This is a genomic window from Onishia niordana (assembly GCF_004798965.1).
Classification (GTDB): Bacteria; Pseudomonadota; Gammaproteobacteria; order Pseudomonadales; family Halomonadaceae; genus Onishia; species Onishia niordana.
Genome location: NZ_SDSD01000002.1, coordinates 127,711 through 145,647 on the forward strand (window position 1 = coordinate 127,711; position 17,937 = coordinate 145,647).

Genomic DNA, 17,937 nt, shown 5'->3' on the forward strand with positions numbered 1-17,937 from the left:
TTCCTTGTTTGCTGCACGATTTGTGAAACGACAGCGACCGGCGTCAGTCGCCTACCGGCGGCGGCGCCAGCACTTCGCGGGAACCGTTGGTGCCCATGGATGACACCACACCGGCGCCTTCCATGGTCTCGACCAGGCGCGCTGCCCGGTTGTAGCCAATCTTGAAGCGACGCTGCACGGCCGAGATCGAGGCGCGACGCGACTCGGTGACAAACATCACCGCCTCGTCGTAGAGCGCGTCTTGTTCGGCGTCATCATCGCCGCTACCGCCATCGCCCTCGAGTCCCGTCAGGGCATCCGCTGAGACACCGCCAGACAGGATCTCATCGATGTACTCAGGCTCACCGCGACGCTTCCAGTCCTCGGCGACCCGGTGCACCTCATCGTCATCGACGAAGGCGCCGTGCACACGCATGGGCAAACCTGCGCCGGCCGGCAGGTAGAGCATGTCACCATGACCCAGCAGGTTTTCGGCACCGCCCTGATCGAGAATGGTCCGCGAGTCGATGCGCGAGGAGACCTGGAAAGCCATGCGGGTCGGAATATTGGCCTTGATCAGCCCCGTCACCACGTCCACCGAGGGCCGCTGGGTGGCGAGGATCAGATGGATACCAGCGGCACGCGCCTTCTGGGCAAGCCTTGCGATCAGTTCTTCGACCTTCTTGCCGACGATCATGAACATGTCGGCGAACTCGTCGATCACCACCACGATATAAGGCAGTTTCTCGAGCACCGGCGGGGCCTCATGCATCTGCCAGGGCTGGGGCTCCCATAGCGGGTCGGCGACCTGGGCCCCGGCCCGCTCGGCCTCGTCGAGCTTGGCGTTGAAGCCGGCGATATTACGCACGCCCATGGCCGCCATCAGCTTGTAACGACGCTCCATCTCGGCCACGCACCAGCGCAGGGCATTGGCGGCCTCCTTCATGTCGGTGACCACCGGCGCCAGCAAATGCGGAATACCGTCATACACCGACAGCTCCAGCATCTTGGGGTCGACCATGATCATGCGCACTTCCTCGGGCGAGGCCTTGAGCAGCATCGAGATCAACATGGCATTGACCCCCACCGACTTGCCCGAGCCGGTGGTACCAGCGACCAACAGATGCGGCATCTTGCCCAGGTTGGCGACCACCGGTGCCCCGCCGATATCCTGACCCAGCGCCATGGTCAACGGCGAGCCCTCATCCTGATAACAATCAGAATCGATGACCTCGCGCAGACGAATCATCGCCCGATGCGGGTTGGGAATCTCGATGCCGACCGTGGGACGACCGGGAATGATCTCGACCACCCGCACACTCTTGACCATCAAGGAGCGCGCCAGGTCCTTGGCCAGGTTACTGATCTTGGACACCTTGACCCCGGCAGCGGGCTTGATCTCGAAGCGCGTGATCACGGGTCCAGGCCAGGTGTGCACCACCTCGGCCTTGACGCCATACTCGCGCAAGCGCACCTCGAGCAGCTCGGCCATCTCGGCGAGCTGCTCCTCGCTGTAGTTGGGCTTTTGGGCCTCGGCGGGTGTCAGCAACCGTAAGGAGGGCAATTTCCCATCCAGATCCGGCAGATCGTCAACCGTAGAACGTTGATTCTGCAAGTGCTCGACGGTCCACAGCGCAGGCTCACCCGGATCATCAGCCGCGGCACGGGCCTGCTCGGCGCTGGCCACTCTCGGCTCTAAAGGAGACGCAGGGCGCACATCGGCCTGCGCCACTGAAGCGGGCTCGTCAGTCGTGCGCTCTGGCGTGCCTGACTTGTCTTGCGTCACGCCCTCGTCTGCCGCCGGTCTTGTTGCCGTAGGCGCGCGCTCATCATGTCCTGCGCCCTGCGATTCGGCGTTCGACGTGGGCTCCGGGGCTGCTGGAGGTACTGGAGGCACTGAGGCTGCCGGTGGCGCCGCTGCGGGCGTCTCACTGCCTACGTTACCCTCTAACTCAGGCGATTTATCCCGAACCGACTCGCGCGATGATTCTCCTAGGGTCGGCGTCTCATCGTCCCAGTCCGCCTCCTGCCAGCTGATCATCGGCTCGCGACGACCATGGCGGGCAACGGACTGAGGGGCGGATGCAGAGGATGCCATCGCCGGTGCGGGGCGATCATCCTGATCCTGGTAGGGATCGGTTGCCTCATCAGTAGGTATAGAGCCAGTCTCAGCCTCGGACTCAGCACCGGTGTCTGATGCCGGTTCTGACACCAAGGCTTGAGTCGGTTCCCGGGGCGTTTCCGAGCCCTTGTCCGGCATATCCCGCTCGGCGCGCAGCGACATCCCGGCCCAGGGCGCCTCCTCATCATCCGGCAATACAGGGTCGGGAATCGTCTCGGCCCGCATCGGGGGCGCCTTTGACTCCTCGGGTTCTGCGGTGCGCTTTCTTGCCGACGACGCGCTTTCCGTCGCGGCCGCGGCCTGCGATGTGGATGCGGCGCTGGTTGGACGTGCCTCACCAGCCGCTGCTGAAGCCCCTGTCATAGCGGCTGAAGGCTGGGCCGCCGGCTCAGCGGTGGGCGCCTTTGCGGGCGCAGCCTGAGGCGCCATACGCTCACTATAGGCAGCGCCGGGCTGTTTGGCAGAGGGCGTGCGCTCGGGCACATCCCAAGGTATGTCGGTGCCTTGATCAGGGTTCCACTGTGGCTCACGAAGCCCTGCCTCGCACTCGGGCATCTCGTCGTCGCTATAGCGGCGACTCCAGGGCCAAAGGCGCTGCCACCACCGGGCGGATACTGTCGCCTCACCATTGGCACCGGCAAACGCCGTCGACTCTGATGCCTGCTCGGATTCGCCAGCAGAATCGGCGTCCGAGGTCAGGGCGTCCGCTTCTTCGCGTGCTTGCTGTGCCCGATCACGACACCAGGCAATGCCGCGTTGCATCAGGTGACCGGCCTCATCCATCACTCTCAGCCAGGAGACCCCGGTGAATGGCGGGAAACCACACAGCAGCGCGACTAATGACAGCAAGGTGGTGCCATGGTTGCCCACCAGGGGTGTCAGGCTGCGTACCATTTCCTCACCGATGATGCCGCCGGCGGCATAGGGCAGCCCGCTTTCCGGGTTGAAGAAATGCAAGGCCCCGAGGGTGGTCGTCCCCATCACCAGCAAGAAGAGTCCACCGGTGCGCACCGCGAGCCCAAGGGTGTCCCATTCAAGATTCACCTGACGCACACGGCTCATCCGCCAGCCGGCGAATCCCAGCATGCCCGGCCACCAGAGAGCACTGGCACCGAACAGCGAATACAGCACATCCGCTAGCCAGGCGCCCACAGGGCCCATCCAGTTGCTCACCGTCACATCCGGGCCACTATGCGACCAGCCGGGATCCAACGCCTCATAGCTGAACATTGCCAGCAGCAGGAAAACACAGGCCGCCAGCAGCAAAATCACCACGCCCTCACGGGCGGCACCTTGCAGTCGCACCCCGAAGTGGCGCGCCCTCTCCTTGGCACCAGCCGCCGATTCGCGACGGCTACTTGCCTTGTTCTTGACACTCAAGTCGCCATTCCCCTTGCGCCGTCTGTGGCGTCTTCGTGTGTCCTACATCGACAGGCATGATACCGAGCCTTGGGGTCAGGGCACAGGGGCCATGCCACTCTTCATTCCCCTCGCCGCCAGACATTCGCCCCCAGGGGCCATGACATGCTTGAGGCGGACCGCTAACCCCGTCACACTAAGCATGAACCACTGCCGTTGAACACATCGCGTTAAACACAGCCCTTGAGGCACTCTCGCCTCTCCAACAACGAACTCGTTCTCTCCATGTTGCCTTGGTTGCCTCCCTCTCCTGTGCATTTTCCACCGCTCGAACAGGCACTCGATGAGCCGGATGGCCTGCTCGCCGCAGGCGGCTCGCTTACGCCTGACTGGCTGATCGCCGCCTATCGCCGCGGCATCTTCCCCTGGTTCAGCGACGGTCAGCCGATCCTGTGGTGGAGCCCCAGCCCACGCATGGTGCTGTTCCCTGACGAGCTTCGTATTCGCCGCAGCCTTTCCAAACGGCTGCGCAATGCGGGCTTCACGGTGACATGGAACACGGCATTCCCGACGGTGATTGAAGCCTGCGCCGCCGTACGATCCGCGGAAGAAGGCACCTGGATCAACGATGAGATGCGCGAAGCCTATATTGCACTCCACTCGCTTGGCTATGCCCACTCGATCGACGTCTGGCGCGGCGGCTGCCTGGTCGGGGGTCTTTACGGGGTCGGCATGGGTCGTGTGTTCTTCGGTGAATCCATGTTTAGCCGTGAACCCGATGCCTCCAAGATCGCGTTGGTGCACCTGACCCGCCAGCTTCAAGCCTTGGGCGGCGGTATGATCGACTGCCAGATGCATACTTCGCATCTGGCCAGCATGGGCGCACGCGAGATCGCTCGCCAGGAATTCATCAGCTATCTTGATCAGTATATCGAGGGGCAAGAGAGCATCGCGCCGCGAATGTTCACCACGCACCGCCACGATGGCATCAATGACGAAGGGGGCCGTTGAACGTGAGCAGTCGCGCTCCGCAGCATCCGGTTCGGGACCTGCGCTTTTTCCTGACGGTTCCCCATGCCTGCAGCTATCTCGAGGGCCACGAAGCGACCACCCTCTTTCTTGATCCTCAGGAATCTCCCGGCCAGGGGGTATACGATGCCCTGACCCTACTCGGGTTCCGCCGCAGCGGTCGACACCTCTATCGACCTCATTGTGAGGGATGCCGTGCCTGCATCTCGGTACGCATACCGGTCGCGGAGTTTGCCGCCAGCCGCAGTCAGCGCAAGCTCATCAATCGCAATGCCGACCTGACCGTGCATGAACGTGATGCCAGCTATGACCCCGAACATTATGAACTCTATGCCCGCTATGTGCGTACTCGCCATGCCGATGGCGACATGTTTCCACCCAGTCACGAGCAGTACCGCACTTTTCTGACCTTGGACCATGCCTATGCGCGCCTGCTGGAGTTTCGGCTCGGCGATCAGTTAGTGGCTGTCACCGCCATCGATAGGTTGGGTCACGGCCTGTCAGCCATCTATACCTTCTTCGACCCATCACCGACGCTTGCTCGGCGCTCACTGGGCACTTTCGCGGTACTGCACCTGATCGAACGCGCCCGCAGCGAGCAACTGCCACACGTCTATCTGGGCTACTGGATTCGTGAATGCAAAAAGATGGACTATAAGCGCTATTTTCAGCCCCTGGAATACCTCGATGGCCGCCACTGGCGACGCACGATTCCAATGGCATGATGCAGCGCTAAGCGGCGCTTAAGCACACCATGTTTTGCCTTGACGTCCGGCATACGGCACAATACCGCGCTATATTGATGATAGGTGGCCAACGCTCCGTCCCAATCCCGGCCTTTCCAGCCGCGATGCTACCGGCGCAGTCATCATCAAGACATCGCTTTGCTAATAACCATCATGAGGAAATGCCTATATGGCTCGTGAAGACCATATCGAAATGGAAGGCGTCATCGTCGATACGCTGCCCAACACCATGTTTCGCGTCGAGCTGGAAAACGGCCACGTCGTGACCGCCCACATCTCGGGCAAGATGCGCAAGAATTACATCCGCATCCTCACCGGCGACAAGGTCAAGGTCGAGCTGACTCCCTACGATCTGTCCAAGGGACGCATCGTCTACCGTTCCCGTTAAGCGTTCCGGGCAAAGCCCCGGCGCGCCTTTCACCAACCGACCGGCCAAAAAAAAGACGCCCCGTCATCAGACAGGGCGCCGGTCGGTGGTGGCTAGGCAAGTATCGCCGTCAAACCATCAAGGCTCTGAACCCTCAAGGTTCCGCGAGCTCTTCTTCGGTGGCGAGGTGCAACTCGTCGCTGCTCTCGTCCAGTGTCACGTGTACGACCCCACCTTGTTCGGCCAGTGTGCCGAACAGAATCATCTCGGCCAGTGGCTTCTTGAGCTTTTCCTGAATCAGGCGAGCCATCGGGCGCGCCCCCATGTCGGGATCATAGCCACGCTCAGCCAACCAGGCACGCGCGTCCTCGTCGACGTCGAGCTGAACCCGCTTCTCGTCAAGCTGAGCCTGGAGCTCAACCAGGAACTTATCGACCACGCTGCGCACCACTTCGGAGGGCAGCGAGCTGAACGGAATAATGCCATCCAGACGGTTGCGGAACTCCGGTGAGAAGGTCTTGCGAATCACCTCCATGCCATCGGTCGAATGATCCTGCGGATTGAAGCCAATGGAACGACGCGTGATCTGCTCGGCACCGGCATTTGAGGTCATGACCAGCACGACATGACGGAAATCCGCTTCTCGGCCGTTATTGTCGGTCAAGCGGCCATGATCCATGACCTGCAGCAGCAGGTTAAAGACATCCGGATGGGCCTTCTCGATTTCATCGAGCAGCAGCACGCAATGCGGTTGCTTGGTGACGGCTTCCGTCAGAAGCCCGCCCTGGTCATAGCCAACATAGCCCGGCGGCGCACCGATCAAGCGCGACACGGTGTGACGCTCCATGTACTCGGACATATCGAAGCGCACCAGCTCGACTCCCATCAGCGAAGCTAACTGGCGAGCCACTTCGGTCTTGCCAACGCCGGTGGGGCCACTGAACAGGAAGCTGCCGACCGGCTTGTCCGGCGACTTGAGTCCCGCCCGAGACAGTTTGATGGCGGCCGACAGGCCCGTGATCGCCTCGTCCTGACCGAAGACCAGCATTTTCAGGTCACGCTCGAGATTCTCGAGTAGCTTGCGGTCAGAATTGGAGACACTCTTCGGCGGAATACGGGCAATGGAGGCCACCACCGCCTCGACCTGGTCGACATCGATGGTATCCACTCGCACTTCTGGTGGCAGCAAGCGCTGATGGGCACCAGCCTCATCGATCACATCAATGGCCTTGTCCGGCAGGTAACGATCATTGATGTAGCGATCAGCAAGCCGCGATGCGCTCTCCAGCGCCCCATCGGTGTACTTGAGCTTGTGATGCTCCTCGAAGCGTCCGCGAAGCCCCTTGAGAATGCGGATAGTGTCCTCAACGGACGGCGCCATGACGTCGACTTTCTGGAAGCGACGCGCCAGTGCCCGATCCTTCTCGAAGATTCCACGAAATTCTTGGAACGTGGTCGAACCGATGCAGCGCAACTCTCCCGATGAAAGCAACGGCTTGAGCAGATTGGAGGCATCCATGACCCCGCCAGAGGCTGCGCCGGCACCGATCACGGTATGGATCTCATCGATGAACAGGATCGAATTGGGCTGCTTCTTGAGTTCGGCCAGCAGGCTCTTCAGACGCTTTTCAAAGTCGCCCCGGTACTTGGTACCGGCGAGCAGTGCGCCCATGTCCAGGGAGTAGACGACCGCGTCGGCAATCACCTCAGGCACGTCTTCCTCGACGATACGCTTGGCCAGACCTTCCGCGATGGCAGTCTTGCCCACACCAGCCTCACCCACCAGCAGCGGGTTGTTCTTGCGCCGGCGGGCAAGGATCTGCACCACGCGCTCGAGCTCATGGTCGCGACCGATCAGTGGGTCGATCTTGCCGAGACGCGCCTGCTCATTCAGGTTGGTGGCATAACCGGTCAGCGGGTGGGCATTGCCCTCGCTGACGCCCTCTTCGGCCTCCTCGGCGTCCTGAGACGGAGAAGACGACGACTGCTGGCCGTGTCCCGACACCTTGGAAATGCCATGGGCGATGTAGTTGACGGCATCCACTCGCGCCACATTCTGCTGCTTCAGGAAGTAGACTGCCTGGCTTTCCTGCTCGGAGAAGATCGCCACCAGCACATTGGCCCCGGTGACCTCACTCTTGCCAGAGGACTGTACATGGAAGACCGCGCGCTGTAGCACACGCTGGAAGCCAAGGGTAGGCTGCGTTTCACGGTCGTTCTGATCCTCGGGGATCAGCGGCGTGGTGGAGTTAATGAAGTCCTGCAGATCCGAGCGTAACTTGTCCAGATTGGCACCGCAGGCACGCAACACGTCTGCCGCTGAAGCATTATCCAGCAGCGCCAGCAGCAGGTGTTCGACGGTCATGAACTCATGACGCTTGGAACGCGCCACGGTAAAGGCCGTATTCAGCGTAAGTTCGAGTTCTTTGCTCAGCATGGCAGTCCCCTTCTCGCCACCTCGGGCGTCGGCCGGCAATCGCCGGCAATTTCACCATCGGGTACATTCTCGGGATTCACAAGCTCGAGGTTCGAGCCGATCATGCCGATCCTGCACTGGCTGTCTTCCGTTTGCCTGACAATCAGCTTGCCAGTCGTCAGTCGGCTGTGTCGATATCGCACAAAAGCGGGTGTTGACACTCCTTTGCATATTGATTGACTTGATGACTTTTGGTTTCAGCAATGTCGCGGGTAAAAATCCCACAGGTCGCTTTGCCTTGGGTATGCACTGCCAACATTACTTGCACAGCCTTCTCACTATCCATGTTGAAGAAGGTCTGCAACACCTCAACCACGAACTCCATTGGCGTGAAGTCATCGTTGTGCAACACCACCTTGTACATGGGCGGCGGTGCCAGATCAGGCTCGGCATTCTCAACCGCTACGTCATCATCGCCCTCTTCCTGAGGGTCGGACGGCCGTGTCATGCCAGCTTCCAGCGACGCTATGGCGTGACTTCTGTAAGGGTCGTCTATCTTGAACATAAAAGGCGTTACCCATCTTCTCAAGCCGGTAATCCATGTACGCATCAACTATGGTTGGACGCCAAGGCTCGCCGGGGGTTCAGTTCATAAGATGCGGCCGTGATGCGCCGCTTGCAAGGCCCTTGCTCGCCTGGACCTTCAATATCGCTTACCAAGCACGCTGCGCAGGCGTTTTGTCGAGAACCTAAAACGTAAAGGGCCCTCGTCCGCCAGGCGGACGAGGGCCGGAGCACATGCGTGCCTAGAGCAACGAAAGACGTTTAGCCCTTGGCGACCAGCGCCAGCGCCGCATTCAGGGTCTCACTCGGGCGCATGGCTTTCTCGGTCAGCTCACCGTCGGGGTGGTAATACCCCTGAATATCCACGGGCTTACCCTGCACAGCGGTCAATTCCTCGACGATCACCGATTCCTTGGCATGGAACTCTTCGGCCAGCTTGCCGAATAGCGCCTTGAGCTCCTGGTCCTCATCCTGGGCGGCCAGAGCCTCGGCCCAATAGACTGCCAGGTAAAAGTGGCTGCCGCGATTGTCCAGTTCGCCGACCTTGCGCGACGGCGACTTGTTGCTGTCCAGGAACTTGCCGTTGGCCTCGTCCAGTGCCTTGGCCAGCACCCGAGCGCGGGCGTTATCGAAGGTCTTGCCCAGGTGCTCAAGCGACGCCGCCAAGGCCAGAAACTCGCCCAGGGAGTCCCAGCGCAGGTGGTTCTCTTCGATGAGCTGCTGAACATGCTTGGGCGCGGAGCCGCCTGCGCCGGTCTCGAACAGCCCCCCGCCGTTCATCAGCGGCACGATGGAGAGCATCTTGGCACTGGTGCCAAGCTCCATGATCGGGAAAAGGTCGGTGAGATAATCGCGCAGCACGTTACCGGTCACGGAAATGGTGTCTTCACCGCGGCGGGTACGCTCAAGGGTGAGATTCATCGCCTCCTCTGGCGCCATGATGCGGATATCCAGACCGCTGGTGTCATGATCCTTGAGGTAGGTCTCGACCTTCGCGATCAGCTCCGCGTCGTGGGCGCGCTGGGCGTCCAGCCAGAAGATGGCGGGCGTCTCACTGTCACGCGCGCGCGCCACGGCCAGCTTGACCCAATCCTTGATCGGGGCGTCCTTGGCCTGGCACATGCGCCAGATATCGCCTTCCTCCACGCTATGCTCGAAGAGCACCTCGCCGCCATCACCGGTGACACGCACGGTACCGTCAGTGGGAATCTGGAAGGTCTTGTCGTGCGAGCCGTACTCCTCGGCTTTCTGGGCCATCAGGCCGACGTTGGGCACGCTGCCCATGGTGGTCGGGTCGAAGGCACCATTGGCTTTACAGTCGTCGATGGTGGCCTGGTAGATGGTGGCGTAACAGCGGTCCGGAATCACCGCCTTGGCATCGTGCAAGGCATCATCGGCACCCCACATCTTGCCCGAGTCACGAATCATCGCCGGCATGGAGGCGTCGATGATCACATCGCTTGGCACGTGCAGGTTGGTAATACCCTTGTGGGAATCGACCATCGCCAGAGACGGACGCTCAGCGTAGAGGGCGTCAATATCTGCCTTGATTTCAGCCTGCTTATCGGCGGGCAGCTTGGCAATGGTGGCGTATAGATCACCGATGCCGTTGTTGGCATCGAAGCCCACCTTCTCCAGCGCCTCGGCATGCTTGTTGAGCACTTCGCGATAAAAGGTCTCGACCACAATGCCAAACATGATCGGGTCGGAGACCTTCATCATGGTCGCCTTGAGGTGCAGAGAGAACAGCACATCACGCGCCTTGGCATCGGCAATCTGCTCGGCGATAAAGGAGGAGAGCGCCTTGTGGCTCATGACGGCGGCGTCGATGACTTCACCGGCCAATACCGAGACTTTCTCCTTGAGCACCTGGGTAGTGCCATCCTTGCCGACCAGTTCCACCTTAACGGCGCCATTGGCTGCCATGGTGGTGGACTGCTCACTGCCGTAGAAGTCGCCCTCGCTCATGCAGGCGACATGTGACTGCGAGTCGGCACTCCACTCACCCATGCGGTGCGGATACTTGCGGGCGTAGTTCTTGACCGACTTGGGGGCGCGGCGATCGCTGTTGCCTTCGCGCAGCACCGGATTAACGGCGCTACCCTTGACCCGGTCATAGCGCGCCTGAATGTCGCGCTCCACATCGCTGCTGGGTTCTTCGGGATAATCGGGCAGCTTGTACCCTTGGCTCTGCAGCTCACGAATGGCCGCCTTGAGCTGCGGTACCGAGGCACTGATATTGGGCAGCTTGATGATATTGGCTTCAGGCGTCTTGGCCAGATCACCCAACTCAGAGAGGTGATCGCCGATTTTCTGCTCATCGCTCAGGTACTCGGGAAACAGGCAGACGATGCGACTGGCCAGGGAAATATCCCGGGTCTCCACGCTGATACCAGCGGAATCGGTGTAGGCATCAATGATCGGCAGCAGGGAAAAGGTAGCCAGGGCCGGCGCTTCGTCGGTGAGCGTATAGATAATCTTCGGCGTTTTTGACATGTTGGCGTTGATCTCTCTGGTCACTGCGGTGGCATGAAACTGGATCGGTAGCGCGCGATCACGATGTCCGCCTCAGGGGCTCGTTGCAACCTGCCCGGCAAGGTGATTGCGCCGGGTATTTCAGGGAACATCTGCGCCCAGCAGGGTGTTGCCAGCAGGCCCCAGCTGGGTCGAGGGCGCTTCCAGTAAGCTGGCGCATTATATCAGCGTGCTCGACTCGGCGCATAAGCAATAATGCTAAAACGCCCCTGCCATCCCGCGCCGCTTGCCGGTAAGCTAGTGCTCATGAGCACTCTTTACCTGCTGCACAAGCCTTTCCGGATGCTATCCCAGTTCACCGACCGTACCGGTGAACCCGGAGAGCGGCGCGCCACCCTGGCCGATGTCATCCAGGTGCCGGGCATCTATCCGGCCGGGCGCCTCGACTACGACTCCGAAGGGCTGCTGCTGCTTTGTGACGACGGCGAACTGATCCACCGCATCGCGCACCCCAAGCACAAGCAACCCAAGACCTATTGGGTACAGGTAGAGGGCGAACCCGACGCAGCAGCGCTGGAGGCCCTGCGCCAGGGGGTGTTACTCAATGATGGTCCGACGCGGCCCGCCAAGGTACGCCGACTCGACGCGCCACCCGTCGGCCCACGCACCCCGCCAGTACGCGAACGCCAACAGATTCCTACCCGCTGGCTGGAGCTGACCATCAGCGAGGGACGGAACCGCCAGGTGCGCCGCATGACCGCTGAAGTCGGCCACCCTACCCTGCGGCTGATCCGTGTGGCCATTGGCTCCTGGCGCCTGGATGGCCTGGCGCCGGGCGAGTGGCGCCGGGAAACACTGCACGCCCCTACCAAGCCCCAGCGCCGCGGCGAGCAAGGCAAGAAGGACAAGGGCACGAAGGGACGAGGCGAGCAGGCGAAGAGCGGCCAAAACGGAAACGTTGGCCGCCGCCAGCGCAAGACGTCACGGGGGAAACCATGAGTCGCTGGTCGCCTCGGGTCACGGTAGCCACCGTGATCGAACGTGCCGGGCGCTTCCTGATGGTCGAGGAGAACCGCGGCGGGCCTCATACGCTATTCAACCAGCCCGCCGGCCACCTGGAGCCGGGAGAGGGCATACGCGCCGCCGCTGAACGTGAAATCCGCGAGGAAACCGCCTGGCACGTCGGTATCACGGATTACCTGGGCCTCTACGTCTATCACGCCCCGGACGGCCTGACCTTCCATAGCCACGGTTTTTCCGGCATGGCACTGGCGCACCTTGGCAATGATCTGGACCCGGATATCCTGGCGATCCACTGGCTGACACTGGATGAGCTCGAAACGCTGGAGAGAGCCGGCCGACTGAGAAGCCCGTTGGTGATGCGGCGAATCCGCGATATGAAACGAGGGCGCACCTTCCCCCTGGATGTGATCCAGGAACGCTGAGCCACCTCCTGACGCAAGGGGCACCGCCACATTGCCGGGCGAACAGGCAACAACGGCGCAACACGTGGTCGAAGCAGCCTGTCACTATCGTGTATAATCCCCACCCATTTAACGCCACTCCATTCCCCTCATGACGTCGAGAGCGCCTATGTCAGTTGCTGCCGGGTCATCCGCCGCGCACGCCCCCACGGCGGGCAAGGTCATCGTCGGCATGTCCGGCGGTGTCGACTCCTCCGTGTCCGCCGTCCTGCTCATGGAGCAGGGCTACCAGGTCGAAGGCCTGTTCATGAAGAACTGGGACGAGGACGACGGCACCGAATACTGCACCGCCAAGGAGGACCTGGCGGATGCCCAGGCGGTCTGCGACAAACTTGGCATCAAGTTGCATACGGCCAACTTCGCTGCCGAGTACTGGGATAACGTCTTCGAGCATTTCCTTGCCGAGTACCAGGCCGGGCGCACGCCGAATCCCGATATCCTGTGTAACCGCGAGATCAAGTTCAAGGTCTTCCTCGAGTACGCCGAGATGCTCGGCGCCGAGAAGATCGCAACCGGCCACTATGTGCGCGAAGGCCTGCGCCAGGGCCGCCCGCGTCTGCTCAAGGGCCTGGATACCAACAAGGATCAGAGCTACTTCCTGCACGCCGTGCCTGAAGCCGCGATCGCCCGCACGCTGTTCCCGGTTGGCGAGCTAGAGAAACCCGAGGTGCGTGCCATCGCCGAGCGACATGATCTGGTCACGGCGCGCAAAAAGGATTCCACCGGCATCTGCTTCATCGGCGAGCGGCGCTTCTCCGATTTCCTGCGCCAGTATCTGCCGGCCCAGCCAGGCGTCATCGAGACCCCTGAAGGCGAGGTCATCGGCGAGCATATCGGCCTGATGTACTACACCCTAGGCCAGCGCCAGGGTCTCGGCATCGGTGGCCTACCAAACCACCCGGACGCCCCCTGGTATGTGGCCCACAAGGATCTTGAGCGCAACGTGCTGATTGCCGTGCAAGGCAAGCACCATGAACTGCTCTACAGCAACCGGCTGATCACCGAGCCGATGGACTGGGTCGCTGGCGAAGCGCCGGCAAGCGAAGGCCGCTTCATGGCCAAGACCCGCTATCGTCAGGAAGACGTCGCCTGCTTCATGCGCCCCCGAGAGGATGGTGGTGTCGAGGTCATCTTCGATGACCCTCAGCGCGCCGTGACACCGGGGCAATCGTTGGTGCTCTACGACGGCGATATCTGCCTGGGCGGCGGCGTGATCCTTAACACCTGGCAGGACAAGGAACGCCGCTCATGACCACGCCGATTCATCGCGCACCGGATTCCCCCATCAGTCGTCAGGTACTCGCCCTGGCCGGTGTCTTCCAGGCCGCGGTCGTGGTCGACGAGCTGGCTCGCACCGGCCAGGTCGACGAACGCGCCTGGCAGACACTGATCCGTGCCACCGTCGACACCGACCCGGAAAGCTTCGAGGCCATCTACGGCGGCCATCCCAACTACCTCCGCCAGGGTCTCGACACCCTGAACGCCGTGGTCGGCAAGCAGCAAGCCAACCCGGTGGTGCTGCGTTACGGCTTCTCGCTGCTGCTGCTGTCGCAGAAGCTGCGCAAGAGCCCGCAGATGATGGACACCCTCGGCACCCGACTGACCCGCGTTCAAGGCCAGGCCGAACATTTCGGCGATACCCACGAGAATGTGGTGGCAAGCCTTGGCGAGATTTATCAGGACACCATCTCGACCTTCCGCTATCGCATCGTGGTGCAGGGCGAACCGAGTCTCCTACAACAGCGCATGATGCCGGAGCGGGTGCGAGCCGCCCTGCTAGCCGGCGTACGCTTCGCCCTGCTGTGGCATCAGCAGGGCGGTCGGCGCTGGAAACTGATCTTCCAGCGCGGCGCCATGCGGCGCGCCCTCGATGAGCTCAGCTAATCCTTGACCTGCTGCTCGGCCATAAGCCCCTTTTTCCTCACCGCACTGGATGACTGTCATGCAACTCTCTGCCCTCACCGCTCTTTCCCCCGTCGACGGCCGTTACGGCACCAAGACCGAAGCCCTGCGCGAGCATTTCAGTGAATTCGGCCTGATCCGTGCTCGCGTTACCGTCGAGGTGCGCTGGCTGCAACGCCTGGCCGCCCATGACGGCATCCCGGAAGTGCCGGCCCTCTCGGCCGATGCCAGCGTCTGGCTCGACGCCATCGTCGCCAACTTCAGCGTCGAGGATGCCCAGCGCATCAAGGATATCGAGCGCACGACCAACCATGACGTCAAGGCGGTCGAGTATTTCCTGAAGGAAAAGGTCGAGGACAACGCCGAGCTCAACGCCGTCACCGAGTTCATCCACTTCGCCTGCACCAGCGAGGACATCAACAACCTGTCCCACGCATTGATGCTGCGTGGCGGCCTGGACGAAGTACTGCTGCCGCAGATGCGTGAGGTCACCGAGGCCATCGTCAAGCTGGCCCACGAGCACGCCGACCAGCCGATGCTCTCGCGGACCCACGGCCAGACGGCGAGCCCCACCACCCTGGGCAAGGAGATGGCCAACGTCGCCGCGCGCCTGCGCCGCCAGCTCCAGCAGATCGAGCGCGTCGAGATGCTCGGCAAGATCAACGGTGCCGTGGGCAACTACAACGCCCACCTGGCGACCTACCCGAACATCGATTGGGCGGCCAACGCCGAGACCTTCGTCTCCGAACTGGGGCTGACCTTCAACCCCTACACCACCCAGATCGAGCCGCACGACTACATCGCCGAGCTGTTCGATGCCGTGTGCCGCTTCAACACCATCCTGATCGACTTCGATCGCGACGTATGGGGCTACATCTCGCTGGGCTACTTCAAGCAGCGCACCGTAGCCGGCGAGATCGGCTCCTCGACCATGCCGCACAAGGTCAACCCGATCGACTTCGAGAACTCCGAGGGCAACCTGGGCATCGCCAATGCCGTGCTGAGTCACCTGGCCCAGAAACTTCCGATCTCCCGCTGGCAGCGCGACCTAACCGACTCCACGGTGCTCAGGAACCTCGGCACCGGCCTGGCCCAGGGCCTGATCGCCTACCAGGCAAGCCTCAAGGGCATCAGCAAGCTCGAGGCCAATCCGGAGCGCCTGAATGCCGACCTGGACAACAGCTGGGAAGTGCTGGCCGAGCCGATTCAGACCGTGATGCGCCGTTACGGCATCGAGAAGCCCTACGAAAAGCTCAAGGAGCTGACCCGCGGCAAGCGCATCGACCAGGTCGGCTTCGCTACCTTCATCGAGACGCTTGAGCTGCCAGCCGACGTCAAGACCGAACTCAAGGCCATGAGCCCGGCCACCTATATTGGCAATGCCGCGGCACAGGCCAAGGCGCTCTAGCCTGTAAAACCCGACACGGACGGCCCATTATGGGCCTCCACCCACTGCGTCACCGACAGGCGCTGGCTCGCGCCAGCGCCTGTTTGCCTTCACCCGAGGACTCCACACCATGCCTGCCGACACGCCCTTGCCCATGCTTGGCGGCCTCAGTGCCGCCGACTTTCTTGACCAGTACTGGCAGCGCAAGCCGCTGCTGATCCGTGGTGCCTTTCCGGACATCGAGAGCCCGCTGTCGCCGAACGAACTGGCAGGTCTTGCCTGCGAGGAGGGCATTGAAGCGCGCCTGGTCGAAGAACACGGCCAGGATGCCAAGGGCAACCCGCAGCCATGGAAAGTCAGCCATGGCCCCTTCGATGAGACCACTTTCTCACGTCTGCCCGAGAGCAACTGGAGTCTTCTAGTACAGGCCGTGGATCACTATGTCCCCGAAGTCGCCAACCTGCTGGAAACTTTCAGCTTTGTGCCGCGCTGGCGTCTCGATGACATCATGATCAGCTACGCTCCGCCGGGTGGCAGTGTCGGCCCGCATGTCGACCAGTACGATGTATTCCTGCTACAAGCCAGCGGGCAACGCCACTGGCAGCTGGGTGGGCCGACCGATGATGAGGCACCGATCATCGAGGGCATCGATCTACGCATCCTCGAGCACTTCGAGGTCGCCCCCGGCAAGGACTGGGTGCTGGAGCCCGGCGACATGCTTTATCTGCCTCCGGGCCAAGCCCACCACGGCATCAGCCAGTCCGATGACTGCATGACCGTCTCGGTGGGCTTTCGGGCGCTTTCCGCCGATGAAGCCGTCACCTCCTTCGCCGACTACCTGGGAGAAACGCTGCCGTCTTCCAAGCGGTACAGCGATGCCGGTATGACACCCCCCGCCGATCCCGGCGAGCTGAACGACGAGGCGCTTGAGCGCATGCGTCGGCTGATTCTCGAGACCCTCGACGACCCCATCCAATTGGCCCAGTGGTTCGGCCGGGTGATGACTCAGCCCAAGTACGTCGATCAACTGGTGCCGCAGGAATCGCCGACGCCGGTCGAGGAACTCGTCGCCGAACTTGAGGCCGGCGGAAATCTGGAACGCAGCCTGGGCTCACGCTTTGCCTGGCGCGCACTGGACGACAGCCAAGCGACCCTGTTCGTCGACGGCGATGGCCTTGTCTGCTCCCCGGGCCTGGCTCAGGCAATGGCGTCCAACGCCTCCATCGACGCCGATATGCTCGACTACCCCGGCGCTGCGGCGCTGATCGCCGGCCTGCTCGATCGCGGCAGCCTGAGCTGGCCCGGCGATGGCGCCTTTGAAGAGGATGACGAATGAGCAAGTCCATCGCTGAGCTCGTCCTGCAACAAGGGAGCTGGGGCGAGCTTGGTGACATTGCCGGTGAAATCCGCCGAGTGGTCTTCATCGAAGAACAGGCCGTCCCCATAGAGGAAGAGTGGGACGGTCGCGACGGTGACTGCCTGCATTTTCTTGCCTGGCGTGGCACGACCCCGCTGGGCACCGCCCGGCTGCTGCCCGACGGTCATGTCGGGCGCGTTGCCGTGCTGGCCGAGGCTCGCGGCCTGGGTATCGGCGTGGCGCTGATGCACGCTTCCATCGAGGCCGCTCGCTCCCATGGCCATGCTCATGTCGAGCTTGCCGCCCAGACGCATGCACTTCCTTTCTACGAACGCTTGGGGTTCGTCGCCTTCGGCGATGAATTTCTCGACGCGGGCATACCGCATCGCAATATGCGCCTCGAGCTAGGCAACTGATTCAAAACTCCTTCCTATATTTCCCCGAAACAAGACTACAACCGAGGCCGAAAACCATCCGACTTGTAGTCTTACTACAACGCTCTCTACCGCTAAGTAACCATAGTCATATCCCGCCATGATGGGCCATAGTCGATACAAGGGTGGCATTAAAACAACCGTTTTACACACCAAGATCTGTTGTCGGCTACAACACAATTAATGCTCCATCCCTTTCGACCAAGGCAGCACAGACAAGATCGCTTGCCTGATCAACGCTTGATGTATCCTGCAGCGCAGCATGAGCCAATCAGCACCACATGCCGCCGTCAGGAACTACCGAACCGACCGATGA

The 17,937-nt window shown here is 61.7% G+C and carries 14 protein-coding genes; 10 read left to right on the top strand and 4 right to left on the bottom strand.

Annotation, left to right across the window (positions count from 1 at the left end; translation table 11 throughout):
- Positions 1–43: 43 nt before the first annotated feature.
- The gene (locus ETC27_RS04690) at positions 44–3,481 is read right to left on the bottom strand and encodes a DNA translocase FtsK (protein WP_168709024.1); all 3,438 of its coding nucleotides are present in this window, start codon (positions 3,479–3,481) and stop codon (positions 44–46) included.
- A 264-nt stretch (positions 3,482–3,745) separates the two neighbouring features.
- On the opposite strand from ETC27_RS04690, the gene aat reads away from it, so the two are divergent.
- The 3 genes from aat to infA all read left to right on the top strand — a co-directional run bounded on the left by aat (position 3,746) and on the right by infA (position 5,623).
- Positions 3,746–4,471 carry a leucyl/phenylalanyl-tRNA--protein transferase gene (gene aat, locus ETC27_RS04695; protein WP_136253853.1) on the top strand — a complete coding sequence of 242 codons (726 nt, stop codon included), beginning with the start codon at positions 3,746–3,748 and terminating at the stop codon, positions 4,469–4,471.
- 2 nt (positions 4,472–4,473) lie between these two features.
- The gene (locus ETC27_RS04700) at positions 4,474–5,214 is read left to right on the top strand and encodes an arginyltransferase (protein WP_136253854.1); all 741 of its coding nucleotides are present in this window, start codon (positions 4,474–4,476) and stop codon (positions 5,212–5,214) included.
- Between the two features lie 190 nt (positions 5,215–5,404).
- Entirely contained in the window at positions 5,405–5,623 is a 219-nt protein-coding gene (gene infA / locus ETC27_RS04705; RefSeq protein ID WP_007111068.1) for a translation initiation factor IF-1, read from the top strand.
- A gap of 133 nt (positions 5,624–5,756) precedes the next feature.
- On the opposite strand, the gene clpA is transcribed toward infA, so the two are convergent.
- The 3 genes from clpA to ETC27_RS04720 form a co-directional block, all read right to left on the bottom strand.
- Positions 5,757–8,039 (bottom strand): ATP-dependent Clp protease ATP-binding subunit ClpA, encoded by a 2,283-nt coding sequence (clpA, locus tag ETC27_RS04710; RefSeq protein ID WP_136253855.1) that lies wholly within the window; start codon positions 8,037–8,039, stop codon positions 5,757–5,759.
- 157 nt (positions 8,040–8,196) lie between these two features.
- The gene (clpS, locus tag ETC27_RS04715; protein ID WP_136253856.1) at positions 8,197–8,583 is read right to left on the bottom strand and encodes an ATP-dependent Clp protease adapter ClpS; all 387 of its coding nucleotides are present in this window, start codon (positions 8,581–8,583) and stop codon (positions 8,197–8,199) included.
- A 260-nt stretch (positions 8,584–8,843) separates the two neighbouring features.
- Entirely contained in the window at positions 8,844–11,078 is a 2,235-nt protein-coding gene (locus tag ETC27_RS04720) for an NADP-dependent isocitrate dehydrogenase (RefSeq protein WP_136253857.1), read from the bottom strand.
- 285 nt (positions 11,079–11,363) lie between these two features.
- Between ETC27_RS04720 and ETC27_RS04725 the strand changes: the two genes are divergently transcribed.
- The 7 genes from ETC27_RS04725 to ETC27_RS04755 all read left to right on the top strand — a co-directional run bounded on the left by ETC27_RS04725 (position 11,364) and on the right by ETC27_RS04755 (position 17,603).
- Positions 11,364–12,056: a pseudouridine synthase gene (locus tag ETC27_RS04725; RefSeq protein ID WP_136253858.1), complete on the top strand. Its 693-nt coding sequence runs from the start codon at positions 11,364–11,366 to the stop codon at positions 12,054–12,056.
- A complete protein-coding gene (locus ETC27_RS04730) occupies positions 12,053–12,502 on the top strand; it encodes an NUDIX hydrolase (protein ID WP_136253859.1) in 450 nt (149 codons plus the stop codon). The genes ETC27_RS04725 and ETC27_RS04730 overlap by 4 nt, the downstream gene beginning before the upstream one ends.
- A gap of 148 nt (positions 12,503–12,650) precedes the next feature.
- Complete coding sequence (gene mnmA / locus ETC27_RS04735; protein WP_136253860.1) at positions 12,651–13,793, top strand: tRNA 2-thiouridine(34) synthase MnmA; 1,143 nt, start codon at positions 12,651–12,653, stop codon at positions 13,791–13,793.
- Positions 13,790–14,425: a high frequency lysogenization protein HflD gene (gene hflD / locus ETC27_RS04740; RefSeq protein WP_136253861.1), complete on the top strand. Its 636-nt coding sequence runs from the start codon at positions 13,790–13,792 to the stop codon at positions 14,423–14,425. The genes mnmA and hflD overlap by 4 nt, the downstream gene beginning before the upstream one ends.
- Positions 14,426–14,483: 58 nt before the next feature.
- Entirely contained in the window at positions 14,484–15,851 is a 1,368-nt protein-coding gene (purB, locus tag ETC27_RS04745) for an adenylosuccinate lyase (RefSeq protein WP_136253862.1), read from the top strand.
- Positions 15,852–15,960: 109 nt separating this feature from the next.
- On the top strand, positions 15,961–17,166 hold the full coding sequence (locus ETC27_RS04750) for a cupin domain-containing protein (RefSeq protein ID WP_136253863.1): 1,206 nt from the start codon (positions 15,961–15,963) through the stop codon (positions 17,164–17,166).
- Positions 17,163–17,603, top strand: a complete 441-nt coding sequence (locus ETC27_RS04755) for a GNAT family N-acetyltransferase (protein WP_136253864.1) — start codon at positions 17,163–17,165, stop codon at positions 17,601–17,603. The genes ETC27_RS04750 and ETC27_RS04755 overlap by 4 nt, the downstream gene beginning before the upstream one ends.
- Positions 17,604–17,937 lie beyond the last annotated feature (334 nt).